This is a genomic window from Nitratidesulfovibrio termitidis HI1 (genome assembly GCF_000504305.1).
In the GTDB taxonomy this organism is placed as follows: Bacteria; Desulfobacterota; Desulfovibrionia; order Desulfovibrionales; family Desulfovibrionaceae; genus Cupidesulfovibrio; species Cupidesulfovibrio termitidis.
In genome coordinates, this window is record NZ_KI632512.1 from 3,323,530 (window position 1) to 3,339,384 (window position 15,855).

16 protein-coding genes are annotated in these 15,855 nt (G+C 68.9%); 1 reads left to right on the plus strand and 15 read right to left on the minus strand.

The features are described 5' to 3' along the window. Nucleotides 1-35: 35 nt before the first annotated feature. The 11 genes from DESTE_RS13265 to DESTE_RS13310 form a co-directional block, all read right to left on the minus strand. Nucleotides 36-425, minus strand: coding sequence for a RidA family protein (locus DESTE_RS13265; RefSeq protein ID WP_035070390.1), 390 nt, complete (start codon nt 423-425; stop codon nt 36-38). Between the two features lie 267 nt (nt 426-692). Beyond that, the gene (locus tag DESTE_RS13270) at nt 693-1,532 is read right to left on the minus strand and encodes a phosphate ABC transporter ATP-binding protein (RefSeq protein ID WP_035068122.1); all 840 of its coding nucleotides are present in this window, start codon (nt 1,530-1,532) and stop codon (nt 693-695) included. After that, nucleotides 1,523-2,533, minus strand: coding sequence for a PstA family ABC transporter permease (locus tag DESTE_RS13275; RefSeq protein WP_084559581.1), 1,011 nt, complete (start codon nt 2,531-2,533; stop codon nt 1,523-1,525). Before DESTE_RS13275 ends, DESTE_RS13270 begins: the two co-directional genes overlap by 10 nt. Then, nucleotides 2,530-3,348, minus strand: coding sequence for a PstC family ABC transporter permease (locus DESTE_RS13280; RefSeq protein ID WP_245590848.1), 819 nt, complete (start codon nt 3,346-3,348; stop codon nt 2,530-2,532). Before DESTE_RS13280 ends, DESTE_RS13275 begins: the two co-directional genes overlap by 4 nt. A 143-nt stretch (nt 3,349-3,491) precedes the next feature. Beyond that, on the minus strand, nt 3,492-4,334 hold the full coding sequence (locus DESTE_RS13285) for a phosphate ABC transporter substrate-binding protein (protein WP_051384466.1): 843 nt from the start codon (nt 4,332-4,334) through the stop codon (nt 3,492-3,494). A gap of 169 nt (nt 4,335-4,503) precedes the next feature. Beyond that, complete coding sequence (locus DESTE_RS13290; RefSeq protein ID WP_051384467.1) at nt 4,504-7,014, minus strand: sensor domain-containing diguanylate cyclase; 2,511 nt, start codon at nt 7,012-7,014, stop codon at nt 4,504-4,506. 198 nt (nt 7,015-7,212) lie between these two features. Beyond that, complete coding sequence (locus DESTE_RS13295; protein ID WP_035068127.1) at nt 7,213-8,208, minus strand: polyprenyl synthetase family protein; 996 nt, start codon at nt 8,206-8,208, stop codon at nt 7,213-7,215. A 135-nt stretch (nt 8,209-8,343) separates the two neighbouring features. After that, nucleotides 8,344-9,063 (minus strand): futalosine hydrolase, encoded by a 720-nt coding sequence (gene mqnB, locus DESTE_RS13300; RefSeq protein WP_035068128.1) that lies wholly within the window; start codon nt 9,061-9,063, stop codon nt 8,344-8,346. A 95-nt stretch (nt 9,064-9,158) separates the two neighbouring features. Continuing rightward, complete coding sequence (locus DESTE_RS18270; protein WP_198015365.1) at nt 9,159-9,308, minus strand: hypothetical protein; 150 nt, start codon at nt 9,306-9,308, stop codon at nt 9,159-9,161. Nucleotides 9,309-9,344: 36 nt separating this feature from the next. Beyond that, on the minus strand, nt 9,345-9,578 hold the full coding sequence (locus DESTE_RS13305; RefSeq protein ID WP_035068130.1) for a hypothetical protein: 234 nt from the start codon (nt 9,576-9,578) through the stop codon (nt 9,345-9,347). A gap of 37 nt (nt 9,579-9,615) precedes the next feature. Continuing rightward, a complete protein-coding gene (locus tag DESTE_RS13310) occupies nt 9,616-10,932 on the minus strand; it encodes a nucleotide sugar dehydrogenase (RefSeq protein ID WP_198015366.1) in 1,317 nt (438 codons plus the stop codon). A 248-nt stretch (nt 10,933-11,180) separates the two neighbouring features. Here DESTE_RS13310 and DESTE_RS13315 point away from each other — a divergent pair, with 248 nt between their 5' ends. After that, nucleotides 11,181-11,387 carry a DUF2065 domain-containing protein gene (locus DESTE_RS13315; RefSeq protein ID WP_035068132.1) on the plus strand — a complete coding sequence of 69 codons (207 nt, stop codon included), beginning with the start codon at nt 11,181-11,183 and terminating at the stop codon, nt 11,385-11,387. 78 nt (nt 11,388-11,465) lie between these two features. Here the strand turns inward: DESTE_RS13315 and DESTE_RS18695 are convergent, their stop codons facing one another. The 4 genes from DESTE_RS18695 to DESTE_RS13335 all read right to left on the minus strand — a co-directional run bounded on the left by DESTE_RS18695 (nt 11,466) and on the right by DESTE_RS13335 (nt 15,791). After that, nucleotides 11,466-12,647: a ubiquinone/menaquinone biosynthesis methyltransferase gene (locus tag DESTE_RS18695; protein WP_035068133.1), complete on the minus strand. Its 1,182-nt coding sequence runs from the start codon at nt 12,645-12,647 to the stop codon at nt 11,466-11,468. A 6-nt stretch (nt 12,648-12,653) separates the two neighbouring features. Continuing rightward, a complete protein-coding gene (locus DESTE_RS13325) occupies nt 12,654-12,860 on the minus strand; it encodes a hypothetical protein (RefSeq protein ID WP_035068134.1) in 207 nt (68 codons plus the stop codon). A gap of 652 nt (nt 12,861-13,512) precedes the next feature. After that, nucleotides 13,513-15,150: a hypothetical protein gene (locus tag DESTE_RS13330; protein WP_035068135.1), complete on the minus strand. Its 1,638-nt coding sequence runs from the start codon at nt 15,148-15,150 to the stop codon at nt 13,513-13,515. Between the two features lie 248 nt (nt 15,151-15,398). After that, the gene (locus tag DESTE_RS13335; RefSeq protein ID WP_035068136.1) at nt 15,399-15,791 is read right to left on the minus strand and encodes a cytochrome c3 family protein; all 393 of its coding nucleotides are present in this window, start codon (nt 15,789-15,791) and stop codon (nt 15,399-15,401) included. Nucleotides 15,792-15,855 lie beyond the last annotated feature (64 nt).

Below are 15,855 nucleotides of genomic sequence, written 5' to 3' on the forward strand. Positions count from 1 at the left end.
TTCGCTCCTTTTGGATGGTTGCAATGGTGGAATGATCAGCCCTTGCGCATGAAGATGGCTTCGGCTTCCAGAGGGCTTCCCAGGGGAAGCGCCGCGACCTGGATGGCGCTGCGGGCCGGATAGGGCTGTGGGAAGTATTCTGCGTAGATGGCGTTGACGGTCGGGAACGCCGCAAGGTCGGTGAGGAACACCGTGGTCTTGACGGCATCGCCCATGTCGCAGCCGGCGGCCTTGGCAATGGCGCGCAGGTTGGTGAAAACGCGGTGCGCGAGCAGGCGTATCGGTCCTTCGACCATGTTGCCGGTTGCGGGATCGATGGGAAGCTGCCCGGAGACGAAGAGCAGCCCGGGAAGCGCGATGGCCTGCGAATATGGTCCGATGGCCTTCGGCGCCTGGGTGGTGGTGATGGCGTGGATGTCAGACATGGCGTCCTCTTGCGATTTTTTGAACATTATAAATGTCGACATTTATACATCCATAAAATCCACTACGCCAGGCCTCCGGCAAATGTCAACGCCGTGGCCGCCGGAATCCGTGATTGGCGGCATATTGTAGTATATCATGCAGGAATAAATGACTTTCACAAGGAGGTCGCGGCCTGGGCGTGCCATGGATGCAGGCTGCCGCCCAGTCCGATGCGGGTCGGACTGCCGGGGAAGGAAGGAGCGGCGGTGGGGGAACTGGCGTGCAGTCTACAGCAGCGCCTGCATCAGGGCTTCGCGGCCCGCATCGTCGGCGAGGTCTGTGGGTGTGAATTCCTGCTGCGGTCTGCCGTCGGCGAAGATGACCACCCGGTCGGCCAGGCGCAGGGTCTGCCCCAGGCTGTGCGACACCATCAGCACCGGACGGTGGACGGCCAGACGGCGTACCAGTCCTTCCACGTCGCGGGTGGTGGCCGCGTCCAGCGAGGCGGTGGGTTCGTCCAGCAGCAGTACGTCCGGTTCCAGGATCAGCATGCGGGCCAGGCACAGTCGTTGCTGCTGCCCGCCGGAAAGCTGGGCGGCGGGGCGGTCCAGCCGTTGGCGCACATCATCCCACAGGCCCACGTCGGTCAGCACGGCCTGCATGCGGGCCGGGGCGTCGGCCTGTTGTCCGCGCACCAGTTCCAGCGGCAGCAGCAGGTTGCGCCGGATGCTCATGGGCAGCACGTTGGGCGTCTGGAACACCATGCCCACACGGCGGCGCAGTTCGGTCAGGGCCGGGGCATGCGACCCCAGCACGTCGCAGGGTCCGTCCGGCCCCGGCACGCTGCATGGGGCGCCAGGTTCGCCGTCGGCATGCCCCGTGCCGCCCGCTTTGCCGGGATACAGCACGATGGAGCCGGTGGTCTCGCACCCGGGAAAGCATTCGTTCAGGCGGTTCAGGGCACGCAGGAAGGTGGTCTTGCCCGAGCCGGAGCGGCCCAGCAGCACGGTGACCCCGGTGCGGGGCAGGTCCAGCGAGGCGTTCTTTACCGCCGGGCGACCATGGAAGGACACGCACAGCCCGGTGACCCGCAGGCCCGGCTGGGGATCGCGTATGTTCAGTTCCATGCCTCCGCTCCCTTGTGGCGGCGCGCCATCACCCGCTGCAACGCCCCGGCCCCCAGCATCATGGAACCGGAAAGGACCAGCAGCACCAGTGCCGCGCCAAAGCCGCGCGCTAGTTCGTCCTCGGTCTGGTACTGGGCGGCGGTGTAATAGATGGTGAAGGGCAGGGCCTCGAACTTGGCCAGCAGCCCTGCGGGCAGCCCGGCATTGGCCACCACCCCGGTGAGCAGGATCACCGCCGTGTCTTCCGCCGCGCGGCCCACGACCAGCATGACCCCGCCCAGAATGCCGCGCCCGGCCTCCGGCAGCAGCACGCGGAACACGGTCTGCTCGCGGGTCAACCCCAGGGCCGCCCCGGTCAGCCGCAGTTCGGGAGGCAGCGATTCCAGCGCGGCGCGGGTGGACACCACCAGCGGGGGCAGCACCAGCAGGGCCAGGCACCCCGCCGCCAGCAGCAGGCAGGTGTTGGCCTGGGGCAGGAAGGCGCGCCGCAGCACGAGGATGAGCGTGAACCCGAACAGCCCCATGACGATGGACGGCACCCCGGCCAGCAGTTCCACGGCCAGCCCCAGATGGCGGCGGGCGCGCGGTCCCGCGTATTCGGCAAGATAGATGCCGCACCCCACGCCCGGCCCCAGCACCAGCAGGGTGGTCAGCCCGACAAGGTACAGGCTGCCCGCGCAGGCGGGCCAGATGCCGTCCCACACCGGGCGCAGCCCGGCCATGGCCAGCAGGGGCGGGGTGTCTCCGAAAAACAGCGCGCGGCCCAGGGTGGGCACCCCGCGCCACAGCAGGTAGCCGCAGCCGATGGCGGCCACGGACACGACCAGTGCCGCGGCCAGCCAGGCCATGGCGACCAGCATCCGTTCGCGGGGCCGGGTGCCGGAGTGGGTGCCGGATTGGGTGCCAGACCGGATGCCAGACCGGATATTGGAGAAGACGAGGGAGGGGGCGCGCCTGACCGGCAGGTGCCGGGGGGTGGGTGCATCCGGGCGCTGCGTCATGGCTGCCATCCCGCGTCGGAAAGGGCATCCTGCCCGGCGCCGCGCAGGCGGCGCACCGTCAGGCTGACGCCCGCGCTCACGGCCAGCAGCAGAATGCCCGCCGCGAACAGTGAATGGTAGGCGGTGCTGCCCGCGTCGGTGGCCATGACCAGCGCCATGTGCGCGGTGAGGGTGCGCAGCGCGTCGAAGGGCGATGCGGGCACGCCGGGTGCGTTGCCCGCCAGCATCAGCGGAATCAGCGTGTCGCCCACGGCCCGGCCGAAGCCGAACACCCCGGCAGTGACCAGCCAGCGCCGGGCGCCCGGCAGCATGACGTGGGCAAAGACCTGCGCGGGCGAAAGGCCCAGTGCCGCGCCGGTGAGCCGCAGCGACCGGCCCTGTTCGCGCAGGGCGGCGTCCATGATCACCACCATGGTGGGCAGCACCAGCAGGGCCAGCACCAGGGCGGCGGACAGCCAGCACAGGCCGGACCCCTGCCCCGCCCGCCGCACCAGCGGCACCAGCAGGAACACCGAAACGAACCCGTAGACCACCGTGGGCACAGCCGCCATGCCGTGCACCAGTTGGCGCAGGGCGCGGGCGGGGCGTGCGGGGCCAAGCCCGTGCATCCAGCCGCACAGGCCGAGGGCCAGCGGCCAACCCAGCAGCAGGGCCGAGCAGGCCAGCAGCGCCGAGCCGCAGACCATGGGCAGGATGCCGAACTGCCCGGCGGCGGGCAGCCAGCGCCAGGACAGCACCGCAAGGCCCTGCCCGCTCAGCAGCACGGGCAGGGCATACACGGTGACGAAACCGAACACGGCGGCAATGCCCAGCACCGTGACGGCGACGGCACACCTCAGTGCCTGAGGCGTGTTGCCATCACGGCCCGATGAGCCCGATGAGCCCGATGAGCCGTTTGAGCCCGATGGGCCGGGTGTGCGTGGTGGGCCTTGCACGGTGGGGGCCTGCGCCACGGGGCCTAGCGGGCAAGCGGAATGTAGCCGCTGGCCTTGGTGATAGCCTGCCCTTCGGGGCTGAAGATGTAGTCGATGAAGGCCTTGGTCAGCCCCTGCGGCGCACCCTTGGTGTTCATGTACAGCTTGCGGGTGACGGTGTAGGCGCCGTTGGCGGCATTTTCCTGCGTGGGGACCATGCCGTCGAAGTGCAGCCCCTTGATGGTTTCACCCAGGTGCCCGATGCCCACATAACCGATCCCGTTGGGGTCCTGGGCGATGGCGGTCTTCATGGCGCCGTTGGAGTTCACCACGTTGGCCGTGGCGGCCTGCGGCCCCTTTTTCAGGGCCTTTTCCACGAACACTTCGCGGGTGCCGCTGCCGTCCTCGCGGGAATACAGGGTGATGGCCGCGTCCTTGCCGCCCACGTCCTTCCAGTTGGTGATGGCGCCCGCAAAGATGTCGGCCACCTGCTTGCCGGTCAGGCCGGTGACCGGGTTGGCCGGGTTGACCACCACGGCCACGCCGTCAATGGCGAAGGGGAAGGACACCAGGCCGTACTTCTGGATTTCCGCCTCGGTGAGGGGGCGACCGGTGTTGCCGATGGCCACCAGCCCTTCGCCCACCTGCTGCACGCCCACGCCGGAGCCGCCGCCCGCCACCGAGATGCGCAGGGCCGGGTTCACGGTCATGATGCGCTTGGCGGCTTCCTTCATGACCGGGATGTGCGCGGTGCCCCCGGCGATGTCGAGGGAACCGGTGAGGCCGGCTTGAGGCGCGAAGGCATCCAGCGGGGCTGCGGTGGCAGCGGTGGCAAGGGCCAGGGCCAGAATCACGACCAGGGACATGACGACACGAAGACGGCGCATACACCCTCCTTGCGGTGACGGAATGAAATGATGTGTCAGCAGATGCTAACAGCGCCGGGAGGTTACGTGAAATAGGCTGTTTAAATGGAAACGGGCCTGCGTATAGATTTGATCTATGCGCAGGCCCTGAAATGTGCTCATCTTCTGGATGTGCTGGTGGCGCCAGTCGCTACTCGGCCCAGCGCACCTTGACCCCCTCCAGCTTCTTGGCGGCATAGCTGGCCCTGTCGGCCCGCTGGACCAGGCTTTCGCCCGTGTCGGACGGCGTCAGCAGGGCAAGGCCCATGCTCATGTCCACGGCGCCCTTGCAACTGGTCACCACCCCTTCGCGGATGCGCCGGGCAAGACCCTCCATGATCTCCGGGGTCACCTCGGTGACCACCACGGCGAATTCGTCGCCGCCGTAACGGCAGGGAAAGTCCATTCCCTTGCGCACCACCGCGCTGATGCCCGCGGCCACGCGGCGCAGCACGGTATCGCCGGCCTGGTGGCCGTAGGTGTCGTTGATGGCCTTGAACCGGTCAAGGTCGAAGAAGATCAGCCCCAACTGGCGGCCGGTGCGGCGGCTGCGCTCCATCTCGCGTTCAAGGATCATGTGGAATTGCGAATGGTTGAACAGTCCTGTCAGGCCATCGTACATGGCCTGCTGTTTCACCTTTTCTTCCAGGCGGCGGATGCTGGTCAGGTCGCGCCCCACCACGAGAAGGGCCGAGCCTTCGTGCTCGCGGGTGTCCAGTTCGGAAAAGACCAGCTCGAACAGGCCCATGCTGCCGTCGCCCAGTTCCAGCACTGCCTCCACCGGGGCCGCCGGTGACGAGCCGGACAGGTACGCCGCGTCCCAGGTATCGGTAAAGGTGACCGTGGGGCGCGATGCGGCGAACAGGTTCTTGCCCCGCAGCCCGGCGCAGCGGCGCGAGGCCCACGAGATGTGCCCCGTGCGGTCCACGGTGAGCACGATTTCCTGCATGGAATCCAGCAGCCGTTCCAGAAAGTCGCGCTGGCGCAGGTTCTGCACGTCCACGTCGGAGATTTCCGTCACGTCTTCGATAAGCAGCAGCACGTCGTCGTGCGGGGCGTCGCGGCGGCGGTGCAGCGAAACGTAGGCGCACGGCGCGCCCATGCGCCTGCCCGCCGCATCGGTGGGGCAGAACAGGCGGCTGATGAGCGCAGGGCCGCCTTCGTCGGTGAATGTTTGCCATTCCGGGCCGAAATCCAGCCCCAGCGTTTCGGACAGCAGGGGGCGCACCGGCGTGCGGGGGGCCAGTTCGTCGCGGCCCACGTAGTCCAGAAAGCGCCGGTTGGTTTCCATCAGCAACCCTTCACGGTCCAGCCGGGCCACGCCCAGCGGCAGGGCGTCCAGGGTGTCGGCCTTGGCTTCCAGCACGGCCTGCTGGCGGTAGTAGTTTTCCAGCGCCATGGCCATGAAGTGGCAGTACACCAGCAGGGCAGACTTGCGGGCCGGGGGCAGGGCGTCCTTGGGCAGGCGCAGCTGGCCCCAGTCGGTGCCCGAGGCGGACAGCGGCACCCGTTCCTGTCCGGTTTGCCAGGGCAGCCGCGCGAAGGGGGCGGGGCCGGCCTGATGCGGGGCGGGGGTGGTCTCGTCGCCGCTGAACAGCATGTATTCCTCGCCGCCGTGTACCCGCAGGGCCACTTCCCAGCGCTGCACGTTCCAGTACCAGCGCAACTGCCGCCCCAGGGTGGCGGCCAGCGAGGGCAGGCCGCCCGCCACGTGCGACAGCTCCGCCCCCAGGAAATAGAAGGATTGCAGGGTTTCCAGCGACTGTTCGTACAGCCGTGCGCCCACCGGGCGGTCCTGGATGGCCAGTTGGGCCAGCATGGACTTGAAGCGCTGGGCGCAGGCCTCGCGCAGGTTTTCCAGCCCCTGGTCGTCCAGCGAAAGGCGGGTGCGCAGCAGCATTTCGAACTGGATGATCAGCGCGGGGTGGGTGGCCTGTCCGTGCAGCAGGTCGGCCCACTGCGTGCCCAGAATGACCGCCTGGGTCAGGGGCGGGTGGTGGGCCACGCCGTCCAGGTCGTGGTGGCTGGCGATGGCGTCGGCGATGGCCTCGGGCAGGCCCCAGCGGTGGATGATGTTGCGGGCCATGGCCGCGTGGTTGGCGCCCCAGCAGGTGTTTTCCAGCGACAGTTGGTCGCGTTCCAGGCTGGTGATGCAGGCCTTGCCGCGCAGCACCGGGTCTTCGTCGGCCGAGCACAGGTGCATGAACAGGGCAAGGTCTTTCAGCAGCGAGGCCAGGTAGGCCAGGTGGGCCGTGTCGGGCTGCACCCGCAGGGCGATCTGTTCCGCCGCGATGGACGACCAGACCACCAGCCGCCAGTCCTGGTACATGGCCTGCTGGGGGCGCTTCAGCTCGTTGCTTACCCGCTTCTGGAACGACAGCGACAGGGCCAGCTTGAGGATTTCCCGCGTGCCCAGCACCGTGGCGGCGCGTTGCAGGTCGGAAACCTTGGTGCCCAGCCCGTAGTACGGCGAGTTGACCAGGTTCAGCACGGCGGCGGCCAGCATGGGGTCCATGGCCAGGATGCGGGCGATGGTGGAGAATTCTGGAAACGGCGCCACCAGCGCCTGCACCAGTTGCACCATGACCGGGGGAAAGGTGAGTTGCAGGCAGCGATTGATGGCTTCTTCGTCGGCCATGTGCCGACCCTGCGGAACAGTCATGCGCCCCTCCGGTGTGGGGGATTGCGTGGTGCACGGCGCTGCGGGGGGGGGCGCCTGCCGATGCGAGGTCGCCTGCCGATGCGGGGCCGCGTGCCTTCGGGCGTCGTCCGGTGCACTGCGGTGCACTGTGGTGCACCTGCCGGGCGTCTTTCGGGTCACGGCGCCGCCCGTGCCGTACGGCGGCTCCGTGGACGAATGCTACGTGCCGCGGTTCAGGACGTAGTCGATGCTTTGCCGCAGGATACGACGTTCCGACGTATCGGGCAATGCATCGAGGCAGGCCGATGCCTTGTCCAGGTAGCTGGCGGCCAGTTCGCGCGTTTTCGCGTCGCAGCCTCGCGCCCGCAGGTCCGCCGACACCTCGGCCACCGCGGCGTCATCGAAGGTGCCTTGCCGGAAGCGCGTCACGAACGCATCGCGTTCCTGCGGCGCCAGTGTTTCAAGGTAGTAGATCAGCGGCGGAGTCAGCTTGCCCTCGCGCAGGTCGCCGCCCACGGGCTTGCCGGTGTCCTTGGACGAGGCGGCGAAGTCCAGGGCGTCGTCCACGATCTGGAAGGCGATGCCAAGGTTCAGCCCGAACCCTGCGGCGGCTGCCACGGCTTCGTCCGGGGCCTGCGCGGCCAGGGCGCCCAGTTCGCACGAGGCACGCAGCATCCACGCGGTCTTGCCGGTGATGATGTCGATGTAGGTGTCGTGCCCGTGGTCGGTGGAACGCTGGTGGGCGATCTCCACGATTTCGCCGGTGGCCGTCTGCACGATGGCTTCGGCGATGGTCTCGGTAAGCCGGGCGTCGCCGTAGCGGGCCACGATGCGGTTGGCCAGGGCCAGCAGGGCGTCACCGGCCAGCACGGTTTCCGTCTGGCCGAACACGGTGTGCGCGGCGGGCAGGCCGCGCCGCAGGTCGGCGCCGTCCAGGATGTCGTCGTGCAGCAGGGTGGCCGAGTGCAGCAGTTCCACGGAGCAGGCCAGCGGGTACAGGTCCGGGCCGGACCCCTTGCGGAACAGGCTGCCGCCTTCCACGCCGAGTGCCCGTGCGGTGAGCAGGGTCAGCAGGGGGCGCAGCCGCTTGCCGCCCGCGCGCAGCACGTGATCGGCCACGGGGCGCACCAGCGGGTGGAGCGCGGCCACCTCGGCGTCGAGCGTCTTGTTGATGCGCGGCAGTTCCGTGGCCAGGTAGGCTTTGAGCTTCAGCATGGGAATGTCCGTAGGGCTTGCGGCCTGGCGGGTCCGGAACCGGAGTGGCCCGGGCCGCATGTGTGGGCCGCGTAAATGTGCGAGCGTGTTCGCGCCGGACGGATCTGGTGCGTCCGCGTGCCGGAAAAGGGAGCGTCAGTCGGTCAGGAAAAGTTCGCGGGCCAGGGCGCCCAGGGCGTCCAGCGCGCCTTCCAGCGCCCAGTCCTCTGCCGCGCGCGACCCCACGATGTTGGACATGGTGCGCACCTCGGCAAAGGGCAGGGCGTGTCGCAGGCAGGCCAGGGCCAGGGAAAAGCCCTCCATGTTCTCCATCAGCGGGGCGTGGCGATGGCGCATGGCCTCTGCCCGCGCCGGAGTGCCGGAAACCCCGGCCACGGTCAGCGCAACGCCGCTGCGGGCCGCCACGGGCATGGCAAGGTGCCATTGCTCGAACAGCGCCTCGGGCGCAAGGTCGATGCGGTCCCATACCGGGCCGGTGGGGCCTTCGGCCTGGGGAAAGGCGATGCCCTGCGGGTCCACGCCGTGGTCACCCGCCAGGCCGTATTCGGGCCATACTTCGGCGGACGCCAGCACGGCGCTGCCCAGCGGGGCGCGCAGCACGTCGAAGGTGCCCGCAACGCCCAGGTTCAGCACGCCGCGCACGCTGCGGTGCGCGCCCAGTGTCCGGCCCAGCGACAGGGCCGCGTTGACCGGCCCCACGCCGGTGACCAGCAGCAGACAGTTGCGCCCGTTGACGGGCGAAGGGCAGGCCTCGCCCGGTCCGGGCAGGGCGCAGCCCACGCGGCCCCGCCCGTTGAAGCCGGTGAGCACGGCCTTCATTTCACGGGTGGTGGCGGTGGCGATGACAAGGCTCATGCGTGAAGGCTGTCCATGAACCGCGCGGAGCGCCGGGTGTGTCGTTGTTCCGGTTTCCGACGGGCAGTGTTTACGGTGAAAAAATGTCTTGGGGCCTATCGTTTTCTCAGCAGCAACCGCAAATGCCCATCGGCGGTGGCACAGGGCACGCCCACCACGTCGGCCTGCCTGACGCGGGCGATGTGCCGCGCGCTGCCCATCTGGTTGGGCGCTATGTCCAGCAGCAACTGGGCGCCGGCAGGCATGGACCGCAGAAGCGAACTCGCTTCCTGCAGGCCCCGTCAGCAGTCGTCCCAGCACAGCACCACCGGCACGTCGCGCGGGGGCAGTTCGCACAGCAGGGTGCCGCGCGGAATGCCCGGCATCAGCGCGCAGGCGGGACCGGTAGGCGAATCGTCCGTCGTGCTCCGGGCGTCGTCGGGCTGCTCCTTTTCCGCCGTGCGGCGCATGGCCGCGCGCAACGTGGCTTCGTCCGGTGCCGGGGGCAGGCGTTTGCGGCGTTGGCTGGCGAGCATGGCGTTGCCGTCCTTTGGGGCCGGTGCGCGGACCCCGTTACAACCGCCAGTAGGCGAAGAACCCGGCCTCTTCCGCAGACAGCGCGTCGTGCAGGCCCTTCAGGTCCAGCAGCAGGGCACGGTCCGGCGTGGCGAACCAGCCGCGCATGGCGGACAGGGGAATGGCACGGTAGGCCTTGTGCCCCACGGCCAGGATCAGCGCATCGAGCTGCGAGAAATCGTCCAGCGAGGCAAGGTCCAGTCCGTATTCGTGCCGGGCCTCGGCGGCCTCGGCCATGGGGTCGTGCACCAGCACCGTCACCCCGTATTCGCGCAGTTCGGCCACCACGTCCACCACGCGGGTGTTGCGCAGGTCGGGCACGTCCTCCTTGAAGGTCAGCCCCAGGATGCCCACCCGTGCGCCGTCCACGCGGCAGCCCGCCTTGATCATCTGCTTGACGGCGGTTTCGGCCACGTGCTTGCCCATGCCGTCGTTGATGCGGCGGCCCGCCAGGATGACCTGCGGGTGGTAGCCCAGTTCCTCTGCCTTGAAGGTGAGGTAGTACGGGTCCACGCCGATGCAGTGGCCGCCCACCAGGCCGGGGCGGAAGGGCAGGAAGTTCCACTTGGTGCCCGCCGCCTCCAGCACTTCCAGGGTGTCGATGCCCAGGCGGTCGAAGATCAGCGAAAGCTCGTTCATCAGCGCGATGTTCAGGTCGCGCTGGGTGTTCTCGATGACCTTGGCGGCCTCGGCCACCTTGATGCTGGCCGCGCGGTGCACCCCGGCGGTGACCACGCTGCCATACAGGCCTGCCAGCAGGTCCAGGGTGGGGGCGTCGCTGCCGGAAACCACCTTCATGATGGTTTCCAGGGTGTGCACCTTGTCGCCGGGATTGATGCGTTCCGGCGAGTAGCCCACGGTGAAGTCGCGTCCGAAGGCCAGGCCCGATTCGCGCTCCAGGATGGGCACGCAGACGTCCTCGGTGACGCCGGGGTACACGGTGGATTCGTACACCACCACGCAGCCGCGCGACATGTGGCGGCCCACGGTGGCGGAGGCCTTTTCCACGGGCGTCAGGTCGGGGTTGCGGTGGCTGTCGATGGGCGTGGGCACGGCCACGATGATCACCCCGGCGGCGGCCAGGGCGGCGCCGTCGCAGGTGAAGCGGGCGGTGGTGGCGGCAAGGTCCGCGTCGGCCACCTCGCCGGTGCGGTCATGCCCGGCGGTCAGTTCGTCCACGCGGCCTTGCGAGATGTCGAAGCCGATGACGTCGAAGCGGCGCGCCAGGGACACCGCCAGGGGCAGGCCCACGTAACCCAGGCCCACCACTGCCACGGGGGATTCACGGCGGGCGATTGCATCAAAAGTGGTCATGTCGTTCACTCTGTTGGATATCCTGTGTCCGGCCCTGCGGGCCGATTGCTGCCGATTGTGTCCGGTGGCCTGCCCGCTCTGCCCGCTCTGCCCGCTCAGCCCGTTCTGTCTGTCGCCTGGCAGTGACCGCCGGGTGGGGCCTGCCGCGCATGCCTGCCCGGGCCGGGCCTGCCGATGTGCCTGTCGGCGGAAAGTTGCGTTGACGACGGGGCTTGCCACGGGCGGCGCCCCCGTGTGAGAAGGCTTGCATGCATATCGACTGGAACACCTTGCTCTGCGCCCTGGGCCTTGCCTTCGTCATCGAAAGCATTCCGTACGTCCTGTTTGCCGAGCGGATGCGCCCCGTGTTGCGGTCGCTGTCCGACCAGCCCCCGGCCATGCTGCGGGGCATGGGCATTGCGGCCATGTGCGTGGGCGTGCTGGTGGTCTGGCTGGCCCGGCGCATGCTGGCCTGATGCATGCCGATTCGACGCATGCCGGCCTGACGCCCCCCCCCTGCCTTCAATCCCCGCCTTTCGCGTTGCCGCATGCGGTCAGCGCGCCTTTTTCCCCGCCTTGGCGCCGCTGGCGGCGCGCTTCTTTTTCGCCGTTTCCTGCGTGGCCGCGCCGGGCAGGGTGGCCTGCACCGTGCCGCGCGCGCCGGTTTTTGCCGTCTTGTCACCCGTTGCCGGGCTGTCGGTTCCGGCGGGCTTGTCCTTGTGCGCCGTGTTCTGGCTTGCCGTATCCGCGACGCCCTCTGCGGCAGTCGCGGCAGATGCGGAGGACTGGCCCGATTGCCCTGATTGGCCCGATTGCCCTGATTGGCCCGATTGCCCTGATTGGACTGACTGGCCTGACTGGCCTGACTGGTCTGACTGGCCTGACTGGGCGGGCGGGGCCTTGCGCGCTCTGGGGGCGGGCTGCTCCTGCCTGGGCGTTCCGGCCTGCCCTGGCCCGGTCACCGGAGCAAGGGGTTTTTCGGCCACGTGCAGCCGTACGATGCCCGAGGTCAGCGGCAGGTGGAACACCCGGCCAAAGCCCGCGCCCGTCATTTCCCCGGCCAGTTCGTCGGCGGTGGGAAAGGCCATGATGGTGTCGGCCAGGTAGCGGTAGGCCCCGGAATCGCCGGAAATGGCCTTGCCCACCATGGGCAGCACCCGGTTGAGATAGAAATTGTACAGTCCGCGCCACACCGGGGTCTTGCCGGTGCCGAATTCCAGCACGCACAGCCGTCCGCCGGGCACCAGCACCCGCAGGATTTCGGAAAAGGCTTCCGACCGGGGCAGGATGTTGCGGATGCCGAAGGCGATGGTCACGCAGTCCACGCTGGCGTCGGCCAGGGGCAGGCGGCGTCCGTCCGCCGTGGCGGGCCAGATGGCGCGCGCCGTTTCGCCGAACAGCTTGCCGCGCCCGCGTTGCAGCATGGGGCGGCAGAAATCCAGCGCGGGCACGCGGGTGCCAGGATGCTGGCGCACGATTTCCAGCGAGACATCCAGGGTGCCCGCCGCAAGGTCCAGCACGCGGCCCGTGGGGCCGGGCGCCACGTGGCGCACCAGACGGTAGCGCCAGTACTTGTCCAGCCCGCCGCTGAGCACGCGGTTCAGCAGGTCGTACCAATCTGCGATGCGTCCGAACATGCCGGAAACGCTACGGGCATGCCCGCAGGGATCGGGCTGGCGGCTGCTGTCCGTGGACGCCGGGACGGCATTCGGGCAGGTTGCGGCGGGACGATCCATGCGTGCCTACTCCCGCTCCGTGCCGATGGAGGCCGTCGACACCACGGGGGACTGGCCGTCGCGCGCGCCGTCGGTGGCGATGGATTCCAGCACCACGCGGTAGATGGAGGGGAACACCTCGCCGAGGCTCGCCGGGGAAACCCGCTGGGTTTCGATGAACTTGACCACGATTTCCTTGGTCACCTGCAAGGCTTCCTTGCGAATCTTGTCCATGTGCGGTCCTTTTGGGTGCGGCTCTTTTGGCACGTTTCCCCGGCTGCTGTCCGTCGGGTACCGGACGCCCGGGGCGTCGGGGCCACCCCGCGACCGTGCGCGATCGGGGCCGTTGCCGGTGGTCTTCCGGTGCCTTGGCGGGCATGCTGACGGAAGTCCGGCCCGGTACGTCCGGCTGGCAACCGGGCAACCGGGCAACCGGGCAGCCGAAAAAAGAGAAAACCCGCCCGTGGGGGAATGGTCTCGACCACAGCGGACGAAGACCGGACGGGTGAAAGAGGAATAACCGGTGAGCCATCCCTCTTTTTTCAGGCGTCTATAGCATTGTGGCCCGCGCCCGTCGAGGCCTGTCGGGGCTGGCTTTCGGGCTGGCTTTCCGGCGGAAGGTCCGATGCGGGCCGTGCGCGGATGCCCTGCGTGGCGGCGTATCCCGGCGGGCTGGACCCGATGCGGGGGCTGGCGGATACGGGGGCTGGCGGACACGGAAGCAGGCGGGTGGTCCCGCATGCGAAAGGGCGGACCCGGAAGTGCCGGACCCGCCCCTTGTGATGTCGTTGCGCGTGCCGTGTTGCGGCTGCTGTCCTGCGGTCCGGACTGCTCGGGACTGCCCGGTGTCCGACGGGCCGCAGCAGCGCCTGGCGCGGCGGGGCGGCTACAGGGCGTCCGCCAGTGCGGCGATTTCCTCGCGGATGATCCGCGCGGCGGCGGCAGCGGCGGCCTTGTCCGTTTCGGCCTGCAACGTGGCGCGCAGATCCGCTGCCAGCATGTCCAGGTCGGCCTGGGTGATGGCTTCCGGCCCGGCTTCGCCGGTATTGACTCCTTCAGTGGCCTCCAGGCGTTCGCGCAGGGGGGCCAGATGTTCCTCGATGCGGGCGTCCAGGTCTTCGGCCAGGGCGGCGCGCACGCGGTCCACCAGCGGGGCGAACGGACCATCCTCCCGCGCCAGCAGGGGTTCCAGCAACTCGGCCAGCGTGTCTTCGGAAAGTGCGGGCGCGGTGTCGGCCAGCGATTCCATGGCCGCCAGCCGTGTTTCCAGCGCCTCGCGGGCGGCACGCTCTTCGGCGCGCTGCTCGGTCAGGCTGGCCAGAGAGGCTTCCAGCGCCTCGATGCGTGCGGCATACCCGGCGGGGCTGTCGCCCAGTTCGGGTTCAGCGGGCGCATCGGGCAGGTCCGCGTCCCTTGAGACTGCCGGGGAGATTTCCGGGGAAATTTCCGGCAGATCGACTGCGGGCTGCGCGGCCACGGGCTTTGGCGCGGGCCGGGGCGGCTCGGGCTCGGCCATGGCGGCAGCCGTGGCGGCAGCGGCCAGGGCTGCCTCGAAGGGGTCGCCGTCGGCAGGGGGTTCGTCGGGCGGGGCCACGGAAGGCTGTGCCGCGCTGGCGGCCAGGGCGGCCTCGAAGGGGTCCGTTTCGTCAGGCGGCAGCGTGGGCTGCATCGGCGCTGCGGGGGCCGGTTCGGGCTCCGCTTCGGGCGCGGGCGCGGCAGCCTTGCCGCCGGAACCCAGCATGTCTTCCAGCAGGGCGTCCAGATATGCCACGTCCACAAGGTCGGCGGGCTTCTGCGGTGCGGCGGGTGCTGGGGGAGGGGCGGCAGGCGCGGGCGGCGCCTTGGCGTCCAGCCCGGAAATGAGGTCGTCGATGTCGTCGTCGCCCATGGACGAGCCGGAACCGCCCGACGTCAGGTCGGTGGCGGTAGGCGCGCCCAGGTCGCCGAGCAGGGCGTCCACGTCGGCCATGTCGGGCATGGACAATTTCTCGTCCGGATCGACGGGACGGCCGGTGATGGCCGAAGGCGTGGACGAGACGGGCTTGGCGGCCATGGAGGGAGCCTCCTCTGCATCATGGTGGGCGGCAGGGGCCTTGGGGGCGGCGGGCGTCCGGGCCGGGGCGGGCTCCGGGGTATCCGGCAGGTCGCCGATGCTGTTCAGCAGGGCATCGATGTCGGCGTCCATGTTGGCGTCGGGGTCGGCGTCGGGGTCGGCGTCGGGGCCAGCGTCGGGGCCAGCGTCCGGCCTGAAGTCCGGAGCGGCATTCAGGACGTCGTCGATTCCGCCATCGCCCGGCGTCAGGGGCGCGGCAGGGGACGAGGGGGCGATGTCGGCGTCAAGGGTATCGAACCCCGTCAGCGATTCCAGGCCGCCGCCGTCGGAGAACAGGTCTTCGAGTTCCTTCTCGAAGCTCGCGGCATCAGAGCCGGGCTGCGCCTGCGGCGCGTTGCCCTTCTCGATGATGTCGGTAAGCTCGATGATGTCCTCGTCGGCCGTCAGGTGGGCATCGTCGGTGGGAGACATGACAGACCCTTGGGCAAACCTTCGGTAACGGTTGCGGCGCTCGCGCACCTGTCCGGCAAAGTGCCGCTCTGGAGCGGGGGGCGCTTTGCGTGTTTCAAGGCATCAATACTACACACAGGAGCGGGCATGGCGCAAGCGCGTGCGACATGCCACATGGCGGCAAGTGTTCCCCGCCCCGGGCGACCCGGAAACGCAAAGGGCCGCCCCCGAAGGGACGGCCCACGAAGCCGGAAGAATGACGGCCGTGCCTAGCTGTGGCACTTCGAGCCCTTGCAGCCCGTCAGTTCCTTTTTCTTGGCGGCGTCGGCGCCGGCGGTTTCGGCGTGGCAGCCCACGCAGCTCTTGAACTTGGTGTTCTTGTCATGCATGGCGTGGTAGTAGCCCTTGGCGGACTTGTCCTTCTTGTCCATGCTGTCGTGGCAACCGGCGGTGGCGCACTTCTGGTAGTCTTCCTTCCCGTTGACCGGGTGGTGACATTCGCCACACTTCAGGGCCTTGTGGCTGGAGTGGTTGAAGACCACGGGTTGCTTGGTCTTGTCCATCTTCAGGCCGTCGGCGGGGGCCTTCGGGGCGGCGGCAAGGGCGGGCATGGCGATGGCAACGGCCAGCGCGAGCACGCCAGTGAGGAACATCTTCTTCATCGCAGAAATACCTCCTTCACAAGGCATGTTAAGGATTTCCCAAGCGCCATGGTAGTAGGTCGCG